Annotated in this window: 13 protein-coding genes; 12 read left to right on the top strand and 1 reads right to left on the bottom strand. The window is 74.0% G+C overall.

Translation table 11 applies throughout. From position 1 onward, the window contains the following. Positions 1-152 precede the first annotated feature (152 nt). The 10 genes from B9L22_RS12985 to B9L22_RS12940 all read left to right on the top strand — a co-directional run bounded on the left by B9L22_RS12985 (position 153) and on the right by B9L22_RS12940 (position 16,431). Positions 153-950 (top strand): hypothetical protein, encoded by a 798-nt coding sequence (locus B9L22_RS12985; RefSeq protein ID WP_143317298.1) that lies wholly within the window; start codon positions 153-155, stop codon positions 948-950. Positions 951-990: 40 nt separating this feature from the next. After that, positions 991-1,992: a sugar phosphate isomerase/epimerase gene (locus B9L22_RS12980; protein WP_021483379.1), complete on the top strand. Its 1,002-nt coding sequence runs from the start codon at positions 991-993 to the stop codon at positions 1,990-1,992. A 223-nt stretch (positions 1,993-2,215) separates the two neighbouring features. Then, positions 2,216-3,463, top strand: a complete 1,248-nt coding sequence (locus B9L22_RS12975) for a Gfo/Idh/MocA family protein (protein WP_086150716.1) — start codon at positions 2,216-2,218, stop codon at positions 3,461-3,463. After that, positions 3,460-5,118 carry a sugar ABC transporter ATP-binding protein gene (locus B9L22_RS12970; protein ID WP_083711953.1) on the top strand — a complete coding sequence of 553 codons (1,659 nt, stop codon included), beginning with the start codon at positions 3,460-3,462 and terminating at the stop codon, positions 5,116-5,118. The genes B9L22_RS12975 and B9L22_RS12970 overlap by 4 nt, the downstream gene beginning before the upstream one ends. Further along, complete coding sequence (locus B9L22_RS12965) at positions 5,115-6,161, top strand: ABC transporter permease (RefSeq protein ID WP_034654875.1); 1,047 nt, start codon at positions 5,115-5,117, stop codon at positions 6,159-6,161. The genes B9L22_RS12970 and B9L22_RS12965 overlap by 4 nt, the downstream gene beginning before the upstream one ends. Further along, complete coding sequence (locus B9L22_RS12960; protein WP_051028488.1) at positions 6,158-7,240, top strand: ABC transporter permease; 1,083 nt, start codon at positions 6,158-6,160, stop codon at positions 7,238-7,240. Before B9L22_RS12965 ends, B9L22_RS12960 begins: the two co-directional genes overlap by 4 nt. A gap of 148 nt (positions 7,241-7,388) precedes the next feature. After that, on the top strand, positions 7,389-8,612 hold the full coding sequence (locus tag B9L22_RS12955; protein WP_086150715.1) for a substrate-binding domain-containing protein: 1,224 nt from the start codon (positions 7,389-7,391) through the stop codon (positions 8,610-8,612). 185 nt (positions 8,613-8,797) lie between these two features. After that, positions 8,798-9,742 carry a sugar phosphate isomerase/epimerase gene (locus B9L22_RS12950; protein ID WP_233140102.1) on the top strand — a complete coding sequence of 315 codons (945 nt, stop codon included), beginning with the start codon at positions 8,798-8,800 and terminating at the stop codon, positions 9,740-9,742. Between the two features lie 105 nt (positions 9,743-9,847). Further along, positions 9,848-15,433, top strand: a complete 5,586-nt coding sequence (locus B9L22_RS12945) for a ThuA domain-containing protein (protein ID WP_086150714.1) — start codon at positions 9,848-9,850, stop codon at positions 15,431-15,433. 263 nt (positions 15,434-15,696) lie between these two features. Next, positions 15,697-16,431: a hypothetical protein gene (locus tag B9L22_RS12940; RefSeq protein ID WP_086150713.1), complete on the top strand. Its 735-nt coding sequence runs from the start codon at positions 15,697-15,699 to the stop codon at positions 16,429-16,431. A 112-nt stretch (positions 16,432-16,543) separates the two neighbouring features. Here the strand turns inward: B9L22_RS12940 and B9L22_RS12935 are convergent, their stop codons facing one another. Beyond that, a complete protein-coding gene (locus B9L22_RS12935; protein ID WP_086150712.1) occupies positions 16,544-17,218 on the bottom strand; it encodes an N-acetyltransferase in 675 nt (224 codons plus the stop codon). A 133-nt stretch (positions 17,219-17,351) separates the two neighbouring features. Here B9L22_RS12935 and B9L22_RS12930 point away from each other — a divergent pair, with 133 nt between their 5' ends. Both B9L22_RS12930 and B9L22_RS12925 read left to right on the top strand, forming a co-directional pair. After that, a complete protein-coding gene (locus B9L22_RS12930) occupies positions 17,352-18,152 on the top strand; it encodes a LamB/YcsF family protein (RefSeq protein ID WP_233140101.1) in 801 nt (266 codons plus the stop codon). Next, positions 18,149-19,834: a 5-oxoprolinase/urea amidolyase family protein gene (locus B9L22_RS12925; RefSeq protein WP_233140100.1), complete on the top strand. Its 1,686-nt coding sequence runs from the start codon at positions 18,149-18,151 to the stop codon at positions 19,832-19,834. Before B9L22_RS12930 ends, B9L22_RS12925 begins: the two co-directional genes overlap by 4 nt. Positions 19,835-20,381: the final 547 nt, after the last annotated feature.

Raw genomic sequence — 20,381 nt, 5'->3', positions numbered from 1 at the left:
CGCTGCCCGCACGACGAGCACGACGGGGACCTCCGGGTCTCCGGCCCCGGCGCCCGGGAACGGGCGCTCCGGCCCGGCGCCGGGGCACCCCGGGGGACCGGCGACGACCGCCGCCCCCACCGCACACGGACCCACGACGAGGTGATGACCCGATGTCCCGTACGCCCCGCCAGCGCACCAGCCCCCGACCTCCGGGCGGCACGCGGCTCCTGCCGCTCCGCCGGACGGCCGCCCCCGTGCGGCGCCGCCCCCGCGCGCTCCTCACCGCGGCGCTGGGCCTCCTGCTCGGCGGCGTGCTCGCGCTCGTCGGCGCGGCCCCGGCCGGCGCCCACGGCGGCGACGTCGTCATCTCGCTCGGCACGGACGGCCAGGGCGGCGTGTCCGCGAACCTCACCTGGAAGGTCGACGGCCACCCCGTGGAGGAGGCGGCCGACGTCTCGGTGACGGGGGAGTCCGCGGCCGGCGAGACCGTCGGCCCCCTCACGCTGCGGTCGGCGTCCGAGGGCGTCGGCTGGTACACGTCCGACCCCGGCGTCCTCGCCGACGGCAACTGGACGCTCACCGCCACGATCACCCACCCCGCCGAGGCCACCGCGACGGCGCAGGTCGACGTCGTGCCGCTGCCGGAGCCCGCCCCGCGCGAGGGCGACGACGCGGCGGCGCAGGAGGGCGGCGAGGCCGCCGGCGCGGAGGGTGACGCGGCGGGCGCCGACGCGGCCGGCGACGACGCCGCCGCGGGCGACGACGCCGCCGGAGAGGGCGCCGCGGGCGACGGCACCGCCACGGACGACGGGTCGACGAGCGCGCTCGCGTGGGTCGCCGTCGCCGTGGTCGCCGCGGCGCTGCTCGCCGGGGGCTACGTCGTCGTGCGGCGCCGCTCGCGCGCGTCGGGCACCGACGAGGCCGCGGGCGACACGCCCCGCCCCCTGACCAAGACGTCCGCCCGGTGACCCCGGGCACGAACCGAGAACGACCGAAGGAGACACGACCATGGCACGACCGATCACCCTCTTCACCGGGCAGTGGGCCGACCTGCCGTTCGAGGAGGTGGCACGCCTCGCGTCCGGCTGGGGCTACGACGGCCTGGAGATCGCGTGCTGGGGCGACCACCTCGACCCCTGGCGCTGGGACGACGACGAGTACGTCCAGGGCAAGCTCGACCTGCTGGCCAAGTACGACCTCAAGGTCTACGCGATCTCGAACCACCTCAAGGGCCAGGCGGTGTGCGACGACCCGATCGACCAGCGCCACCGCGACATCCTGCCGGACGTCGTGTGGGGCGACGGCGACCCCGAGGGCGTGCGCCAGCGCGCCGCGGAGGAGATGAAGCACACCGCGCGCCTCGCCGCGAAGCTGGGCGTGAAGACCGTCGTGGGCTTCACGGGCTCGGCGATCTGGAAGTACGTCGCGATGTTCCCGCCGGTCTCCCAGGAGGCGATCGACGCCGGGTACCAGGACTTCGCGGACCGCTGGAACCCGATCCTCGACGTGTTCGACGAGGTCGGGGTCCGGTTCGCCCACGAGGTGCACCCGAGCGAGATCGCGTACGACTACTGGACCACGGTCCGCACGCTCGAGGCGATCGGGCACCGCGAGGCGTTCGGGCTCAACTGGGACCCGAGCCACATGGTGTGGCAGGACCTCGACCCGGTGAGCTTCCTGTGGGACTTCAAGGACCGCATCTACCACGTGGACTGCAAGGACACGAAGAAGCGGATGCACAACGGACGCAACGGCCGGATGGGCTCGCACCTGGCCTGGGCGGACCCGCGCCGCGGCTGGGACTTCATCTCCACGGGCCACGGTGACGTGCCGTGGGAGGACGCGTTCCGCATGCTCAACACGATCGGCTACGAGGGCCCGATCTCGGTCGAGTGGGAGGACGCGGGCATGGACCGTCTCGTCGGCGCGCCCGAGGCCCTCGAGTTCGTCAAGAAGTACGCGTTCGACGCGCCCGACGCGGCCTTCGACGCCGCGTTCTCGACCAAGTAGCACCGCAGTCTCCCCGCCGGCCGGCGTCGCCGGCCGGCGGGTGGGGGCAGTCCGACACGCCACCGCCCCCGGTCGTTCCGACGGCCGGGGGCGGTGGCGTGCGCGCGTCCGGGACGGTCGTGTGAGCCTTCACATTTGTTTTGCGGACAGGGTTATCTAACCGTGACGGTCAATGTTCGGCTTTTGCTTGACCCTCGACATAAGTGCCCCTACGTTGTCATCCATGCGAGCCGACGACGTCGCGCAGGACGTGCGTACCCCGGTGCTGGAGCCGGAGACGCCCTTCCCGGGAGCGACCACGCCAGGGGCCTCGACCGCCCGAAGCACCTTCCCCGCAAGCAACCCCGACGAGCTCGGGCTGCCCGCCGCCGGGTACCGCGCCGGGATCCTCGGCACCGGGTTCATGGGCGGGGTCCACGCCCGGGCCGTGCGCACGGGCGGAGGCCGCGTCGTGAGCGTCGCCGCCGCCGACCTCGACATCGCGCGCGCCGCCGCGCCGGGCCTCGGCGCCGAGCGCGCCGTCGCGACGGTCGACGAGCTGCTCACGGACCCCGAGGTCGACGTGGTGCACGTGTGCACGCCCAACCACCTGCACGTCCCCCTGGCGCGCGCGGCGCTCGCCGCCGGCAAGCACGTGGTGTGCGAGAAGCCGCTCGCGACCGACGTCGCCGGCGCGGTCGAGCTCGCCGGCCTCGCGGCCGCGGCGCGCGAGCGGGACGGTCGCGTCGCCGTCGTGCCGTTCACCTACCGCTTCCACGCCATGGTCCGCGAGGCGCGCGAGCGCGTGCGCCGCGGCGAGGTGGGCACCGTCTCGCTCGTGCACGGCTCGTACCTGCAGGACTGGCTGCTGCGCGACTCCGACGACAACTGGCGCGTCGACCCCGCGCTGGGCGGCGCGAGCCGCGCGTTCGGCGACATCGGCTCCCACTTCTGCGACCTGCTGGAGTTCACGACGGGCCAGCGCATCGTGCGCCTCGTCGCGCAGTCGGCCACGGTGAACCCGCACCGCCGCGGCGCCGACGGCGTCGTGCACGAGGTCGCGACCGAGGACGCCGTGACGCTCCAGTACGCGACGGACGGCGGCGCGCTCGGCTCGGCCGTGATCTCGCAGGTGTCGGCCGGCCGCAAGAACCGGCTCTACCTCGAGATCTCCGGCTCGGAGTCCACCCTCGCGTTCGACCAGGAGCAGCCCGAGACGCTCTGGGAGGGCCGGCGCACGACGTCGCGCCTCCTCGTGCGCGACCCCGAGACGCTCTCCCCGGCGGCGGCCCGGTACTCGCGCCTCCCCGCCGGGCACGCGCAGGGCTACCAGGACTGCTTCGACGCGCTCGTCGCCGACACCGCCGCGGCCATCGGCGGCGCCGTCCCGGACGGCCTGCCCACGTTCGACGACGGCCTGCGCGCCGCGCGGCTCGCCGACGCCGTGGCCACGTCGGTGCGCACGGGCGGCTGGGTCGAGGTCGCGTCGTGACCGCGACGACGACGCGCGAGCCGCGTCCCGCCGCGGGGGAGGGCGACGACCGGCCGCTCCTGCGCCTGCGCGGCATCGGCAAGGAGTTCTTCGGGAACTCCGTGCTGCGCGGGATCGACCTCGACGTGCGGCCCGGCGAGGTCCACGCGCTCGTCGGCGAGAACGGCGCCGGCAAGTCGACGCTCATGAAGATCATCGCCGGCGTGCACCGCCCCGACGCGGGCACGCTCGAGCTCGACGGCGAGACGACGACGTTCGCGTCGCCGCTCGCCGCGCAGCACGCGGGCGTGTCGACGGTGTTCCAGGAGTTCAACCTCCTGCCCGAGCGGTCCGTCGCCGAGAACGTCTACCTCGGCCGCGAGCCGCGCCGCGCGGGCCTCGTCGACCGGCGGCGCATGCACGCGGACACGACCGCCCTGCTCACCGAGCTCGGCCTGACGGGGCTCGCGTCGTGGACGCGCGTCGGCTCGCTGTCCGTGGCGCAGCAGCAGATCGTCGAGATCGTCAAGGCCGTCTCCTACGACGCGCGGATCATCTCGATGGACGAGCCGACGGCGGCGCTCGCCGACCAGGAGGTCGAGCTCCTCTACGAGCTCGTGCACCGGCTCAAGGAGCGCGGCGTCGCGATCCTCTACGTCTCGCACCGCCTCAAGGAGATCTTCGACCTCTGCGACACCATCACGGTGCTCAAGGACGGCAACCACGTGCTGACGACGCCGACGGCGGACATCGACGCGGACCGGCTCGTGCGCACGATGGTCGGCCGCGACTTCGCGGGGTACTTCCCGGACAAGGACCCAGCGATCGTCCCGGGCGAGGTGCGGCTCGCGCTCGAGGGCGTCGGCAACACGCAGGTCGACGACGTGTCGTTCGAGGTCCGCGCGGGCGAGATCGTCGCGCTCGCCGGGCTCCAGGGCTCGGGACGCACCGAGATCGCGCACGGCGTCTTCGGCATCGCGGGTTTCACGCGCGGCCGCGTCCTCGTCGGCGGGAAGCCGGTCGACGTGCGCTCGCCGCGCCAGGCGGTCCGCGCCGGCCTCGCGCTCGTCACCGAGGACCGCAAGGCCGAGGGGCTCGCGCTGGGCCAGTCGATCCTCGCCAACGCGCGCCTCGTGCTCGACGCCGTCGTGCCCGGCCAGGCCGACCGGCGCGCGAAGCGCATCCCGGGCATCCTGTCCTCGCTCGAGCTCGTCGCGAGCTCGCAGGAGGCCGAGGTCCAGTACCTGTCGGGCGGCAACCAGCAGAAGGTCGTCCTCGCGAAGTGGCTCGTCACGGACCCGCAGGTCATCGTGCTCGACGAGCCGACGCGCGGCATCGACGTGGGCGCCAAGCGCGCGGTCTACGACCTCATGCGCGAGCTCACCGCGAACGGCGTCGCCGTGCTGTTCATCTCGTCCGAGCTCCCCGAGGTGGTCGCCATGGCCGACCGCGTGCTCGTCATGCGCGACGGCCGCCTCGCGGGCGAGCTCCCCGCGGGCAGCGACGAGGAGACCGTCATGGCGCTCGCCACGGGCGCGGGCGAGGACACCTCCGGCGAGCACGTCCAGGTCGACCTCGGCGCACTCGCCGACGCCGACGACCTCCCGGGCGCCGACCCCGGCACCACGCCCCGCAGCGCCCCGCACGCCCCCGACGGCCCGAAGGAGCACCGATGAGCACCGCGGTCGCGACCGCCGCCCCCACCGCGAGCCGCGCCCCCGCGCGCCGTCGCCGGCTGGGCTCGACGGAGATCGTCTACCTCGCCCTCGTCGGGATCCTCGTGATCGCCGGCGTCCTCGTGGCCGTGGGCGGCGGCAACCTGTTCAGCACGGCGAACACGGCGTACATGCTCACGCAGACGAGCCTGCTCGGCTTCGTCGCGATCGGGCAGACGTTCGCCGTCCTGTGCAAGTCGCTCGACCTGTCCGTCGGCTACGTCGTCGCGCTCAGCTCGATCGTCGGCGCGACGACGATGGCGGGCGACCCGTCGCGCGTGTGGCTCGGCGTCCTCGCGGCGGTGGGCGTCGCGGCGGTCGTCGGCCTCGTCAACGGGCTCGTCATCGCGAAGCTGCGGGTCAACGCGTTCATCGCGACGCTCGGCGTCGGGCTCATCATCAAGGGCTACCTCGACACGCAGTTCAAGGGCCCGGCGGGGGAGGTGCCCGCCTCGTTCCAGATGTTCGGGTACACGCGCGTCGGCCCGGTGCCGGTCTCGACGGTCGTCATGCTGCTCGTCGCGGCCGCGGGCGTCGTGCTCCTGACGCGCACCCGCCCCGGGTACCACATGTTCGCCGTCGGGGGGAACACCGACGTCGCCCGGCTCTCGGGCATCCGGACGGACCGGACGCTGGTTCTCGCGCACGTGCTGTGCTCGGTCTGCGCGGGCGTCGCCGGTCTGCTCATCGCCGCGCGCTTCGGCACCGGCAACGCGCTCGTCTACTCCTACGGTCTCGACCTCGACTCGATCGCCGCCGTCGTGCTCGGCGGGACGCTCCTCATGGGCGGGCGCGGCTCGGTCGTCGGGACGGTGGGCGGCGTGCTCATCCTCGCCGTGCTCGACACGGTGTTCAACGTGCTCGACGTCGACCCGTTCTTCAAGGACGTGCTGCGCGGCGTCATCATCATCGCCGCCGTCGCCCTGTACGCCCGGCGCCAGATCGACCCGGCGAGCAGCCGGGCCCGCTTCCGCCCGACCCGCACCGGAGGTGCGTCCGCATGACCACCGACACCACGCGCCGGACCATCCCGGCGCGCGCGCCGCGGGCCGGCTGGCTCGAGCGCCTCACCGCGGGCGGCAGCTGGACCGTGTTCGCGCTGCTCGTGCTCGTCTTCGCGGTCATCCTCGTGATGAACCCGTCGTTCGGCGAGCCCATGTCGCTCATGGCGTTCGTCAAGAAGGCCGCGCCGCTGGTCATCCTCGCGATCGGGCAGTACTTCGTCATCGTCTCGGGCGAGTTCGACCTGTCGGTCGGCTCGCTCGTGGGCGCCCAGGTCGTCATCGCCGCGAAGCTCATGGACGGCGAGGACTCCATGACCTGGCCCGTCATGGCCCTCATGATCGTCTTCGGCCTCGCGGTCGGGCTCGTCAACGGCCTCGTGACCACGCTGCTCAAGGTGCCGTCGTTCATCACGACGCTCGGCATGATGCTCGTGCTCTACGGCGCGATCCGGCTCTGGACGGGCGGAGCCCCCACGGGCGCCCTCACCGACGGGTTCCGGCAGTGGGGACGCGGGGGCATCCCCGATACCCCGGGCCAGTTCCAGGTGCCGTACGCGCTGCTCGTCGTCGTCGTGCTCGGCGTCGCCGCGGCCCTGCTCATGCGCCGCCCGTTCGGCCGCACGCTCGTCGCGACGGGCGACAACGACGTCGCGGCGGGCTACGCGGGCGGCTCGGTGTGGTGGGTGCGCACGCGCGCCTTCCTCCTCTCGGGCTTCCTGGCGACCGTCGCGGCGATCCTCATCGGCGGGTACGCCGGCGTCACCGCCCAGGTCGGGCAGGGCCTGGAGTTCATGGCGATCACCGCCGTCGTGCTCGGGGGCGTCGTCCTCGGCGGCGGGCGGGGGACCGTGATCGCCGCGATGGCGGGCGCGCTCACGCTCGAGGCGCTGTTCACCCTCTTCAACCAGCTGAGCCTGCCGTCGACGATCCGCCCCGCCGTGCAGGGCGTGATCATCATCGCGGCCGTCGCCTACGCCGCGCTGCCGCGCCGGTCGCGGCGCCGCGCGTCCACCCCCGACGCCCCGCCGGCGGCGGGCCCGACCCCCGCACCGAAGGAGCCCGCCCCCGCGAACGCCTGAGCCCCGCGCGCCCGGCGACGACGCCCGCGCCCCTCCCCGCGCACGACCCCTGCCGGACCCCCGCGCACGGCCGTGTGGCAGCACCCGAGCTGTACCCCCTTCCCCGCACGTTGCGGGACGACGACGTCTCACCAAGGAGAAGAAGGACATGCGACGTACACGAGCACTCCTGGCCGGCACGGCGGTGGCCACGCTGTTCCTCGCGGCCGCCTGCACGACCGACACCCCCACAGACACGGGCGGGGAGACCTCGGCCGAGGAGAGCCCCGCGGGCGAGGAGTCCGGCGGCGCCGACTCCGAGTGGTTCGTCCAGGCGGACTACGACCGCCAGCTCGCCCAGCGCGAGGTCGTGCCCGAGGGCCCGGCCGACCAGCCGTGGCTCCAGGCCATCGAGCCCGAGTACGTGGACACGGCCGAGTTCGCGAGCGCCGAGGGCGGCAACACGCTGTGCTTCTCGAACGCGTCGGTGTCCAACCCGTGGCGCGTCACCGGGTTCATCACCATGCAGCAGCAGGTCGACGTCCTCACCGAGGCGGGTGTGATCGGCGAGTTCCGCGTCTCCGACGCCGCCGACGACGACAACAAGCAGATCTCCGACATCCAGGCGTTCGTCGCGGCCGGCGACTGCGACGCGATCGTCATCTCGCCGTCGACCACCGCGACCCTCACGCCCGCCGTCGAGGCGGCGTGCGAGTCGGGCAAGCCCGTCATCGTGTTCGACCGCGGCGTCAACACCGACTGCATGGTGACGTTCATCCACCCGATCGGCGGCTACGCGTACGGCGCCGACGGCGCCGAGTTCCTCGTCGAGAACCTCGAGCCCGGCTCGAAGGTCCTCGCGCTGCGCATCCTGCCCGGCGTCGACGTGCTCGAGAACCGCTGGGCCGCTGCCGACAAGATCTTCTCCGAGTCGGAGCTCGAGGTCGTGGGCGCCGAGTTCACCGGCGGCGACGGCGCGAAGATCAAGGACATCGTCACGCAGTACCTCCAGCGCGGGGACGTGGACGGCATCTGGATGGACGCCGGCGACGGCGCCGTCGCGGCCGTCGAGGCGTTCGAGGACGCGGGCAAGCCGTACCCGGTCTTCATGGGCGAGGACGAGATGAGCTTCCTGCGCAAGTGGAAGGACACGGACATGACCGCCATCGGCGCCGTGTACTCCAACTTCCAGTGGCGCACGCCGATCCTCGCGGCGCAGATGATCTGGGCCGGCGAGCAGGTGCCGTCCGAGTGGGTCCTGCCGCAGTCGCCGGTCGTCGCCGAGGACCTCGACGCCTACCTCGAGGCGAACAAGGACATGCCGTCCCTGCACTACGCGAAGTTCGGCGGCGAGGACCTGCCCGGGTTCCCGGAGGCGTGGACCGACCGCTGACGCCAGCACCACCCCGGTCCGGCCGCGCGGCCGGACCACCTGGGGCCGCCCGGTCGCCGTCCGACCGGCCGGGCGCCCCGCCCGCCCGCCCGACGGCGCGGCGCACCTCCCGCACGGGGGCGCGCCGCGGCGTCGGGCACGCGGGCGGGACGGCCGAGTGCTCGGACCCGACGAGAGAGAGCGACGTGGCTCTTCCCGGCCCGACCCCCGCGCACCGCGCGACCGACCTGCTCGCGCCCGACGGCGCGCCCGCCCCGGTGCGCCGGCGCGCGCTCGGCGTCAACACGTGGGTGTGGACGTCGCCCCTGACCGACGACGCGCTGCGCGGCATCGCCCCGCGCGTCGCGGGGTGGGGCTTCGACGTGCTCGAGCTGCCCGTCGAGAACCCGGGGGACTGGGACCCGGCGACGGCGGCCGCCGTGCTCGCCGACCACGGCCTCGCCGCGAGCGTCTCGCTCGTCATGGGCGAGGGCCGCGAGCTCGTCGCCACGGACGCCGCGACGGTGCGCGCCACCCAGGACTACCTGCGTCACGTCGTCGACGTCGCACGGACCGTCGGCGCCCCGGTGATCGGCGGCCCGGCATACGCGTCGGTCGGGCGCACGTGGCGGCTCGGCCCGGCCGAGCGCGAGGCCACCTACGAGGAGCTCGCCGAGCACCTCGCCCCGGTCGTCGAGCACGCCGTGGCGGCGGGCGTCGTCGTCGGGCTCGAGCCGCTCAACCGCTACGAGACGAGCCTCGTCAACACCGTCGACCAGGGGCTGGAGGTCGTGCGGCGCCTGCCCGCGGCCGGCATCGGCCTCATGCTCGACGTCTACCACATGAACATCGAGGAGACGGACCTGCCCGCCGCGGTGACTCGCGCGGGCGAGCGCATCGCGCACGTCCAGGTGTGCGGCAACGACCGCGGCGCACCGGGCACCGACCACCTCGACTGGCGCGGCCTGCTCGCCGCGCTCGACGCGACCGGCTACGACGGACCGCTCGTCATCGAGTCCTTCACCGCCGAGAACGCGACGATCGCCACGGCCGCCTCGATCTGGCGCCCGCTGGCGCCGACCCAGGACGCCATCGCCGTCGATGGCCTCGCCTACCTGAAGGGACTGATGCCCGAGCCGGAGAGCACGTAGCCGTAGTCGCAGACGACCGCCGGCGCCGGCACGCCGCGGGATGACGACCACCCTGCCCGGACGACGACGTCCGGGCCCGCACGTCATGCCCCTGGAGGCACCACGATGACTGCACGACGCCCACGCAGGGCGAGATCGGTCGCCGCCGCACTGACCGTCGGGGCGCTCGCGTTCACGCTTGCGCCCGTCACGACGGCCGTTGCCGCGGACGACCCCGTCCCCGCGGAGGACGAGCACAAGGTGCTCATCTTCACCAAGACGACCCAGTTCCGGCACACCGAGGCGATCACGCAGGGCACGCCCGTGCTCGAGGCCGCGTTCGCCGAGGTCGGCATCGAGTCCGACCACACCGAGGACTCCTCGGTGTTCACCGACGACAACCTCGCGCAGTACGACGCCCTCGTCATGTTCCAGACGTCGGGCGACCCGTGGAACGCGGACGAGAAGGCGGCGCTCGAGCGCTACCAGCAGGCGGGCGGCGGCATCGTCGCCATCCACAACGCGACCGACATGCGCGGCAGCTACCAGTGGTGGGACGACATGATCGGCGCGCTCATGCCCGGTCACGCCGCCACGGGCAACAGCCCCGGCCTGCCCGGCACGGTCCGCGTCGAGGACCGCACGCACCCGTCGACCGAGCACCTGTCCCAGCGCTGGACGCGCGCGGACGAGTGGTACAACTTCTCGGCCAACGTCCGCGGCAGCGCGCACGTCCTCGCCACGATGGACGAGACGACGTACGACGCCGGCGGCAACAAGATGGGCTACGACCACCCGATCTCCTGGTGCAAGCCGTACGACGGCGGTCGTGCCTGGATGACGGGCATGGGCCACTTCGGGGCGCACTACACGCAGGAGCCCGACTTCGTGCAGCACGTCGTCGGCGGCGTGCAGTGGGCCGCGGGCCTCGTCGAGGGCGACTGCGGCGGCACCGACTGGGGCTCGTTCGAGAAGGTCGCGCTCGACTCCAACACGAGCGCCCCCTTCGGCATGGACGTCGCGCCCGACGGCCGCGTGTTCTACACCGAGCTCGTGCGCGGCCAGGTCCGCGTCTACGACCCGCGGACGCAGAACACGACGACGGCGCTCACGCTCCCCGTGTACTCGGGCGGCGAGGACGGCCTGCTCGGCATCGCGCTCGACAAGGACTTCGCGGAGAACGGGTACCTGTACCAGTACTACTCGCCCGCGAGCTCGAACGACTCCGACCCGGCGAACTTCTTCAACCGCGTCTCGCGGTTCACGGTGTCCTCGGACGGCCCGGGCGCGACCGTGATCGACCCGGCGTCGGAGAAGGTCCTGATGGAGATCCCGGCCGGGCGCCTGCCCGACGAGCCGGGCCACACGGGCGGCGGCCTGCTCGTCGACCACGAGACCGGTGACCTGTACATCGGCGTGGGCGACGACGTGAACCCGCACTCCGAGCCGTCCGGCGGCTACGCGCCGATCTCCGAGCGCGACGGCACGTTCCACGACGCGCGCGCGACGTCGGCGAACACGAACGACCTGCGCGGCAAGGTGCTGCGGGTCCACCCCGAGGACGACGGCACGTACTCGATCCCCGAGGGCAACCTCTTCGCGCCGGGCACCGAGAAGACGCTGCCCGAGATCTACGCGATGGGCTTCCGCAACCCGTTCCGGTTCACCATCGACCCGAAGACGGGCAACCTCGGCGTCGCCGACTACTCGCCCGACAACGGGTCGGACAACCCGGCGAACCGTGGCCCCGCGGGCATCGCCGAGTGGAACCTCATCAAGGAGCCCGGCTTCTTCGGCTGGCCCCTGTGCATGGGGAACAACGAGCCGTTCCGCGACGTCGACTACCGCACGAGCCCGGTCACGGTCGGTGACTTCTTCGACTGCGACGCCCCGGTCAACGACTCGGTGAAGAACACCGGCCTCACCGAGCTCCCCGCCGCGCAGCCGGCGGACCTCTGGTACGGCTACCAGCGCTCGTCCGTGCCCGGCGTCATCAACGCCGGCGGCGGCCTCGCGCCCATGGGCGGCCCGTTCTACGAGTACGACCCGGAGCTCGACTCCGACACGAAGTTCCCGTCGTCCTACGACGGCAAGGCCTTCTTCTACGAGTGGGCCCGGAACAAGATGTACACGATCGACCTCAAGGACCCCGAGGCCGCTCCCGGCGTGACCGACGTCGAGAAGGTCAACCCGTTCCTCCCGCAGGAGCAGTTCCTCGCGCCGATCGACTCGAAGTTCGGCCCCGACGGCGCGATGTACGTGCTCGACTGGGGCGGCGGCTTCGGTCGCGACAACCCCAACTCGGGGCTGCACCGCATCGACTACCTGTCGGGCTCGCGCTCGCCGGTGTCGAAGCCGGTCGCGACGCCCGACTCCGGCATCGCGCCGCTCGAGGTGTCGTTCGACGGGACCGGGAGCACCGACCCCGAGGGCGAGGCGCTCACGTACGCGTGGGACTTCGACGGTGACGGCACGACGGACTCGACGTCCGCCGCCCCGAGCCACACCTACACGGAGAACGGCGTCTACGACGCCCGCCTCACGGTGACCGACCCGGCCGGGAAGGTCGGCACGGCGACCGTGCCGATCACGGTCGGCAACACGCGGCCCGAGGTCGACTTCGGCCTGCCGCCCACCGGCTCGTTCTTCACCTTCGGTGACGACATCACGTGGGACGTGGCCGTGACGGACGCCGAGGACTCGCCGGACGGCGAGACCATCGACGACGAGCAGGTCATCATCCAGCCCGCGCTCGGCCACGACGCGCACGCGCACCCCTCCGAGCCGCTGCACGGCCGGACGGGCACGGTCGCGACGAGCCTCGGCGGCGGCCACGGCGAGGACATGAACGTCTTCTACGTGATCGACGCGCGCTACACCGACCGCGGCGGCGTGGACGACGTCCCGGCCCTCACCGGCTCCGACACCACGCTCATCTTCCCGAAGAAGCGCGAGGCGGAGTTCCACGCCGACTCCGACGGCACCACGACGATCCCGAGCCGGGACGTCGAGGGCGGCGGCTCGGTCATCACCGGGTCGAACGGGGCCTGGGCGTCGTACGACCCGGTGAGCCTGTACGGCGTGCAGGCGCTCACGCTGCGCGTCGCCGCGGCGGCCGAGGGCACGATCGAGCTGCGGCGCGACGCCGCGGACGGCGAGCTCCTCGGTACGGCGGAGGTCCCGCAGACGGGTCTCGGCACGTTCACCGACGTGACCGTGGACGTCACCGACCCCCGGGAGCCGTTCACGCTCTACGTCGTCTTCCCCGGCGCGGGCGAGCGTCGCCTCAACTTCGTCGAGGCCGACGGCAAGGGCGTCTCCGCCACCACGCGGCCGAAGGTGCGCATCACCGCGCCCGAGGCGGGCGTGCGCCTGGAGCAGGGCGAGATCACGGTCACGGCCGAGGCCGACGACACGGAGAACACGGTCACCGAGGTCGAGTTCTTCGTCGACGGCGAGTCGATCGGGACCGACACCGAGGCGCCGTACGAGGCCACGTGGGAGGTGACGGCGGACAACAACTACGAGCTGACCGCGGTCGCGACCAACGACAAGGGCCTCTACACGCGGTCCCGCGTCGTCGTGGCGCAGGTCGGCGACCTCTTCGGGGGCATGAAGACCTTCACCAACGCGAACGGGACGTTCGAGCAGCTCGCCGAGGGCAAGTACCTCATCACGTCGGGCGGCGCGAACATGTGGCAGGGCACCGACGAGTACTCGACCATCTACCGCGAGCAGGGCGCCGACGAGAACTGGTCGGCGACGGTGAAGATCACCAGCCAGGGCAACTCGAACGGGTCCGCCAAGGCCGGGATCATCGTCCGCAACGACGTCACGCAGGTCGGGAGCTCGCCGGGCTACGCCGCACTGGGCATGCGCCCGAGCGGTGGCTTCGAGTGGCTCCGCGGCAACGCGGCCGGCCAGCTCGTCACGTCGTCCGCCGCGAGCTCGACGAGCTACCCCGCGTGGGTGCGGATCGTGCGCGACGGCGACCTGTACACGGCCTCCTGGAGCAAGGACGGCGAGAACTTCACGCAGATCGGGGAGCCCCAGGCCCTCCCGGGTGCGGCGTCCGTGCAGGACGTGGGGCTCTTCGTCACCGCGCACAGCACGTCGGCCACGAGCGCCGTCGAGTTCCAGGACTTCGCGTTCGACGACGACCCGCAGACCGGGGGACCCGGTGAGGAGACCCCGCCGCAGTGCCTCGCGGACTCGTCCGACGAGTTCGACGGCGACACCCTCGACCCGCGGTGGACGGTCGTCCGCCAGGCCGACGGCAAGCCGATCACCGTCGCCGACGGCCACGCCGTCCTGCCGGTCGTGCAGGGCGACATCAACGAGGCGCAGACCGGGCCGATCAGCTATCTCGGTCAGCCCGCACCCGCCGGCGCCTGGACGCTCGAGACGAAGCTCGACGTCCCGCTCGCCCGGCACTGGCAGCACGCCGGCCTCCTGGTCCACGTGACCGACGACGAGTACACGAAGCTCGCGTTCACGAAGAACCAGAACGGCAACCGGTTCCTCGAGTTCCAGACCGAGACCGGCGGCGCCCGCACGTGGCACGGCCAGACGAACGTCGCCGGGGACTTCCCGACGTCGATCCACCTGCGCCTCGTCTCGGACGGCTCCGCCATCACGGCCGCGTACTCGGCGGACGGCCAGACGTGGACGGCGCTCGCGGGCTCGGCGCCCGTGAAGCCGGGCGCGACGTTCGGCGTGATGGCCGGCGGCGACACCGCGGCCGCCGACTCGGTCGCCAAGGTCGACTACGTGCGCGTCACGGGCGACGGGTCGGACGACGGCGAGCGCGAGCCGAGCGACGAGTTCGAGGGCGACGCCCTCGACGGCTGCCGCTGGGACGCGGTCGTGCGCTACGACGGGTCCAAGGTCGCCGTCGCCGACGGCGAGCTGCGCATCACGACCCAGCCGGGCGACATCAACGCCGGCAACAACGGCGACCCGCGCAACTTCGTCCTCCAGACGGCACCGGAGGGCGACTGGGTCGTCGAGACGCGGTTCAAGGCGCCGCTCGTGCACCGGTGGCAGCTCGCGGGCCTCATCGCGTACGGCGACGACGACAACTACGTCAAGGCCGACGTGCTCGCGAAGAACGCCCCGGGCGCGGCGCTGAACCTCGGCGCCGAGCTCGTCTCGGAGAAGGGCGGCCAGTTCGGCAACGGCGGCAACCGCCAGCTCGAGCTCGCCGACTCGACCGAGTCGGGCTACTGGTACCTGCGGCTCGAGAAGGTGGGCAGCACGTACCAGGGCTGGGTCAGCGACGGCGGGGTGACCTGGACCCCGCTGGGCGCCCCGGTCACCAACGACGCGGCGCTGACGAAGGTCGGCCTCATGGCGATCGGCCCGGAGCAGGAGACGCCGGTCACGGTGGCGTTCGACTGGTTCCGTCTCACGACGGACTCCGAGCCCGAGCCCACGGTCGACGTCGAGGTCACCGCCTCGGCCCGCTGCCTCGCGGGCAAGGCGTACCTCGCCCTGCGCGCGACGAACGCCGACGAGGCGCCCGTCGCGATCACCCTCACCACGCCGTTCGGCTCCAAGGAGTTCGGCGCGGTCGAGGTGGGCGCCAACGCCTACCAGTCGTTCGCGTCGCGCGCGACGGCGTTCGAGGCGGGCACGGCCACGGTCACGGCGACGCTCGGCGACGTCACGACCGAGATCGAGGTGCCGTACGACGCCGTGAGCTGCGGCTGACGGCGGGCCGGTGACGGGAGACCCGCCCCCCGTCACCGGCCGCCGCGCCGGCCCGGCCCACGGGCCGGGCCGGCGCACCCGGCGGGACGACCACAGGACAGGAGCGACAGGTGGCACAGCGCACCTCGGCACGGACGCCGACGACCCGGACCCCGGCGGGAGGAGCCCGGAAGGGCACCGGCCGCACCGGTGGCCCGACGACGCCCGCACGCTCCCGTCCTGCCGACCGGGGCGGTGCCGGCCGCCCCGAACCCCGGCCACCGGTGCGCGTCCGCGCGCGCCGGTGGTTCGTGGGCCTCGACCCGTGGCGCCGCGTCCTGCTCGTCGTCGGCGCGCTCGCGCTCGTGGCGGTCGCCGTCGCGGCCGTCGTGGGGCTCACGCGCGGCGGCGCGGCCGCTGACGACGGCGGCTTCGCCGTCGACCCGGCGCGCGTCGCCGAGCTCGAGGCGGCCGAGGAGGCGCGCGACGCCGAGAACCTCGTCGCGTCGATCGACCACGCCCGGTACCTCCAGACCGAGCTCGTCCCCGTCCTGCACGGCCTCCACGCGGTGCTCCCCGTCGACGGGTCGAGCGCCGTCCCCGCGGAACCGGGCGACGTCACCGCGTGGCACGCGACCGTCGACGGCCTCGTCGCCGAGACCGAGGCGCTCGCGAGCGGCTCCTCCGAGCACAACATCGTCCGCAACGGGATGCTCACGTCGCTCGAGCTCGTCGGGGACGCGCTCGACGCCGTCGGGCTCGCCGCGAGCGCCGACCCCGCCGCGGCCCCGGACCTGTACGCCCTCGCGGGCGACCTGCGCACGCGCGCCGTCGAGACGTGGGGCCTCGCCGCCGTCCAGCTCGACCTGCGCTCGACCGCCGACGGCCAGGGCCACGTCCACGTCTTCCTGCCCGTCCACCCCGACGACTCGCTCGACGGGGGCCTCGGCCTCGGCCACACGGGCGGTGACGAGGGCGGCCACGAGGGCGCCGACGGCGAGGACGCGCACGACCACTGAGCCGACCGACCACCGTCCACCGCACGACCGCGGCCCGCACGGGCCGCCCACCGACCTCCCGGTCGGGCGCCCTCCGGGGTGCAGGCCGAGCCCGACCGGGACCTCCCGTCCGTCAGCGGCGGGGCAGGGCCATGACGACGTCCGCATGGGTCTCCCCGCCGACGACGTACGTCCGGCCCCCGACCACGGCGAACCCGTGCTTGCGGTAGAAGGCCTGGGCGCGCGCGTTGTGCCCGTTCGTGCCGAGCCAGAGGGGGAGCCCGGGCCCGAGCAGCGCCGCGGCCCCCGTCGTCGCGGTCATGAGCACGCTCGCGACGCCCGTGCCCTGCGCGACCGGGTGCACGTAGATCTTCGACAGCTCCACCGCCTCGCCCGGCCCGACGGCGGCCGCCACGTCCGGGTCGTCGGGGACGCCTCTCGCCAGCAGCGCGTACCCGAGCGGGCCGCTCGCGGCCTCGGGCGACCCGGCGTCCGTCTCCACGGTGCCTGCCGACGTGCCCGCCGACGTGCTTGGCGACGTGTCTCCCGACGCGCCCGCCGACGTTCCTGCTGAGGCGCCGGGCGACGCCGCCTCGACGAGCAGCAGCGCGTGCGCGGCGCTCGCGGCCCACGCGCGGAACCGGTCGGGCGAGAGCTGCGTCGCGACGTGCTCGGCGATCGCGTCCGGCGACGTGCCGGGCGGGCACGCGAGCGGGAACGTGAGCGCGGCCAGGTCCGCGAGCGCGGCGGCGTCGGCGGTCGTCGCGCGGCGCACGGCCGTCGTGGCGGTGGTGGTGTCGTCCGGCATGCCAGGAAATCTACGCCCGTGGTCTCCGCGTCCCCGCCCGCGGCACGGTGGACACCGCGTCGGCCCCGCGGTGGCGCAGCCGTGGGGCCCGTGGCAGGGCCCGCCGAGCGCGCGTCCCGGGCATGATGGACGCGTGACGCGCATCGACCTCAACGCCGACCTCGGCGAGGGCTTCGGCCGCTGGACCCTCGGCGACGACCAGGCCCTGCTCGGCCTCGTGACCAGCGCTAACGTCGCGTGCGGGTTCCACGCGGGCGACGCGACGACCATGCGGACCGTGACGCGGGACGCCGCCGCGCGCGGGGTGCGGGTGGGCGCGCACGTGAGCTACCGGGACCGGGCGGGCTTCGGACGGCGGTTCATGGACGTGGACCCCGGCGAGCTCGCCGACGAGGTGCTCTACCAGCTCGCCGCCCTCGACGGGTTCGCCCGGCTCGCGGGGGACCGCGTGCGGTACGTCAAGCCGCACGGCGCGCTCTACAACGCGATCGTCCACCACGAGGCGCAGGCCCGGGCCGTCGTCGACGCGGTGCGCGCCTACGACCCCACGCTGCCCGTCGTCGGGCTGCCCGGCTCGGCCGTGCTGCGGCTCGCGGACGCGGCGGGGCAGCCCACCGTCCGTGAGGCCTTCGCCGACCGCGGCTACCTCCCGTCGGGCGAGCTCGTCCCGCGCGGGGAGCCGGGCGCCGTCGTGCACGACGGCGACGAGGTCGCCCGGCGCGTCGTCCGGCTCGTGACGACCGGCACGGTCGAGGCCGCGGACGGCACGTCGCTGCGCGTCGAGGCGGACTCGGTGTGCGTCCACTCGGACACCCCCGGGGCGGTCGGGCTGCTCGGGGCGCTGCGGACCGCGCTCCAGGAGGCCGGGGTCGTCGTGCGGCCCTTCGTCGACTCCCCGCACGGCGGGTCGGCGGGCGCGGACGCCGTGCCGTGACGACCGGAGGGTCGCCCGCTCCCGGGTCGCCGGTCCGCGACGCGGCCGACGGCCCCGACGGAGAGGTGACGGTGCACGCGTTCGGCGAGGCCGCGCTGCTCGTCGACCTTCCCGACCTCGCCGCCGTGCGCGCGCTGCACCGGGCCCTGGGCGACGCGCCGCCCGGCGTGGTCGACGTCGTCCCGGCCGCCCGCACGGTGCTCGTGCGCTGCGCGGCGCCTGCGGACGTCCCCGCCGCCCGGGCGTGGCTGCGCGCGGCGGCGCGGCGCGCGTCGACGACCGGCCCCACCACCCACGTCGGGGAGCTCGTCGAGATCCCCGTGCGCTACGACGGCCCCGACCTGGACGACGTCGCCCGCTGGGCGGGCCTGAGCGTCGAGGAGGTCGTCGCGCGGCACCACGGCCGCGAGTACGAGGCCGCGTTCGGCGGGTTCGCGCCGGGCTTCACGTACCTCTCCGGGGTCGATCCCGCGATCGCCGCCCCGCGCCTGGCCACCCCGCGCACCCGTGTCCCCGCCGGCTCGGTGGCGCTCGCGGGCGGGCTCACCGCCGTCTACCCGGGGGAGTCCCCGGGCGGGTGGCGCCTCCTCGGCCGCACGGACGCGCGGATGTTCGACGTCGACCGCGACCCGCCCGCGCTCGTCGCGCCCGGCGCGCGCGTGCGGTTCGTGCCGGTCCGCGCGGCCGTGACCGCGGGCGCGCTCGTGCCGCCGCGGAGGGAGCAGCAGCACGGGAGTGCGGGGGCGCCGCGCGTGCAGCCCGCGCAGGACCGGGCCACCACCCCCTCGCCGCCGGGCCCGCGCGCCCTGGAGGTGCTCGCGACCGGACCCCTCGCGCTCGTCGAGGACGCGGGGCGCCCGGGGCTCGCCGCTGTCGGCGTCGGGCCGTCGGGAGCGGCCGACCGCGCGTCGTACGCGCTCGCGAACCGGCTCGTGGGCAACCCGGACGGTGCCGCCGCGATCGAGGTCACCCTCGGTGGTCTCGCCGTGCGGTTCGCCGGCGGGGCGGTCGTCGCGCTGGCCGGGGCGGCGGTCCCCGCGAGCGTGGACGGGAGCCCGGTCGGCATGCACGCGGCCCTCCGGGTGCCCGACGGCGGGACCCTGCGCCTCGGCCTGCCGGCGCACGGTCTGCGCACCTACCTCGCGGTGCGCGGCGGGCTCCGGCCGCCCGCGGCCCTCGGGTCGCGCTCGCGGGACGTGCTGGCCCGGCTCGGTCCGGAACCCCTGCAGCCGGGTGACGCCGTCGCGGTGGGGGCCGCGCCGTCGGGCGCGTGGCCGTGGCCCGACGTCGCACCGGTGCGGTTCCCGCCCGGCGAGCCGCGTCCGGGCGAGCGGGCGGGTGCGGTGCTCGAGGTGCTGCCCGGGCCGCGCTCCGACTGGTTCCTCCCCGGTGCGGGGCACGCGCTGCGCGCGCTGCGGACCGTGACGCCGGACAGCGACCGCGTGGCGCTGCGGCTCGACGGCCAGGCGGTGCCCCGCAGGCCGGGGGAGCTGGCGTCCGAGGGGCTCGTCCGCGGCGCGGTCCAGGTCCCGCCCGACGGGCGTCCCGTCGTCTTCCTCGCGGACCGCCCGGTCACCGGGGGATACCCGGTCATCGGGGTGCTCCGCGAGCGGGACGTCGACCGCGCGGCCCAGCTCCGACCGGGGGACCGCGTGATCCTGCGGCTCGCGACGACGGTCTGATCGGGGCGCCAGGGGAGCGCGGGAGTGCGGGGCGGACGGCCGCACGTCGTGCCGTGCGTCGAGCGGCGACGTCCCTGTGGGCCGGGTCACCGGGGAGCGGCTTGACCATGTCGCGCGAGGCCGCGTAATGTTCTGGATGTCGGCCCGACAGGGAGGAACAGACACCGCCTCGAACGATCGAGGGTGGCTGGTCCCGGGGTCGAAACCCTTCCACCGCATGGCGTAGAGTGTTCTCTGCCCGCGACGAGGAAGACCACGGTGACTGGACCACGGCGAACAGCCGGGGTTGAGGAACCGGGGAAGACCTGGTAAGGTTGAAGGGTTGCCCCAAGCGAGGTTCTCGCCCGGTCGGGTGGTGCTGAGTTGGTGTGTGTCGGTTGTTTGAGAACTCAACAGTGTGCTTGTTAGTCAATGCCAAATTTTTTGTCCCTGTGGCATGGCTGGCCTGGTTGCCCGTCGGGTGGTTGGGTTGGTTGTGTCTGGGATTCCTTTGGTTGATTTCGGAAGATGATGTCATCTTTCGTGTTGATGCCAGTTTTGTGAACCC

The organism is Cellulosimicrobium sp. KWT-B (assembly GCF_002127155.1).
In the GTDB taxonomy this organism is placed as follows: domain Bacteria; phylum Actinomycetota; class Actinomycetes; order Actinomycetales; family Cellulomonadaceae; genus Cellulosimicrobium; species Cellulosimicrobium funkei.
Note: the sequence above shows the minus strand (reverse complement) of the source record. Positions and strands in the feature narration are given on the sequence as shown.

Bases quoted from the DNA above. Each gene is read 5' to 3' on its own strand.
- B9L22_RS12980 (WP_021483379.1), top strand. From the start codon at position 991: ATGGCACGACCGATCACCCTCTTCACCGGGCAGTGGGCCGACCTGCCG.
- B9L22_RS12960 (WP_051028488.1), top strand. From the start codon at position 6,158: ATGACCACCGACACCACGCGCCGGACCATCCCGGCGCGCGCGCCGCGG.
- B9L22_RS12975 (WP_086150716.1), top strand. From the start codon at position 2,216: ATGCGAGCCGACGACGTCGCGCAGGACGTGCGTACCCCGGTGCTGGAG.
- B9L22_RS12965 (WP_034654875.1), top strand. From the start codon at position 5,115: ATGAGCACCGCGGTCGCGACCGCCGCCCCCACCGCGAGCCGCGCCCCC.
- B9L22_RS12955 (WP_086150715.1), top strand. From the start codon at position 7,389: ATGCGACGTACACGAGCACTCCTGGCCGGCACGGCGGTGGCCACGCTG.
- B9L22_RS12935 (WP_086150712.1), bottom strand. From the start codon at position 17,218: ATGCCGGACGACACCACCACCGCCACGACGGCCGTGCGCCGCGCGACG.
- B9L22_RS12945 (WP_086150714.1), top strand. From the start codon at position 9,848: ATGACTGCACGACGCCCACGCAGGGCGAGATCGGTCGCCGCCGCACTG.
- B9L22_RS12985 (WP_143317298.1), top strand. From the start codon at position 153: ATGTCCCGTACGCCCCGCCAGCGCACCAGCCCCCGACCTCCGGGCGGC.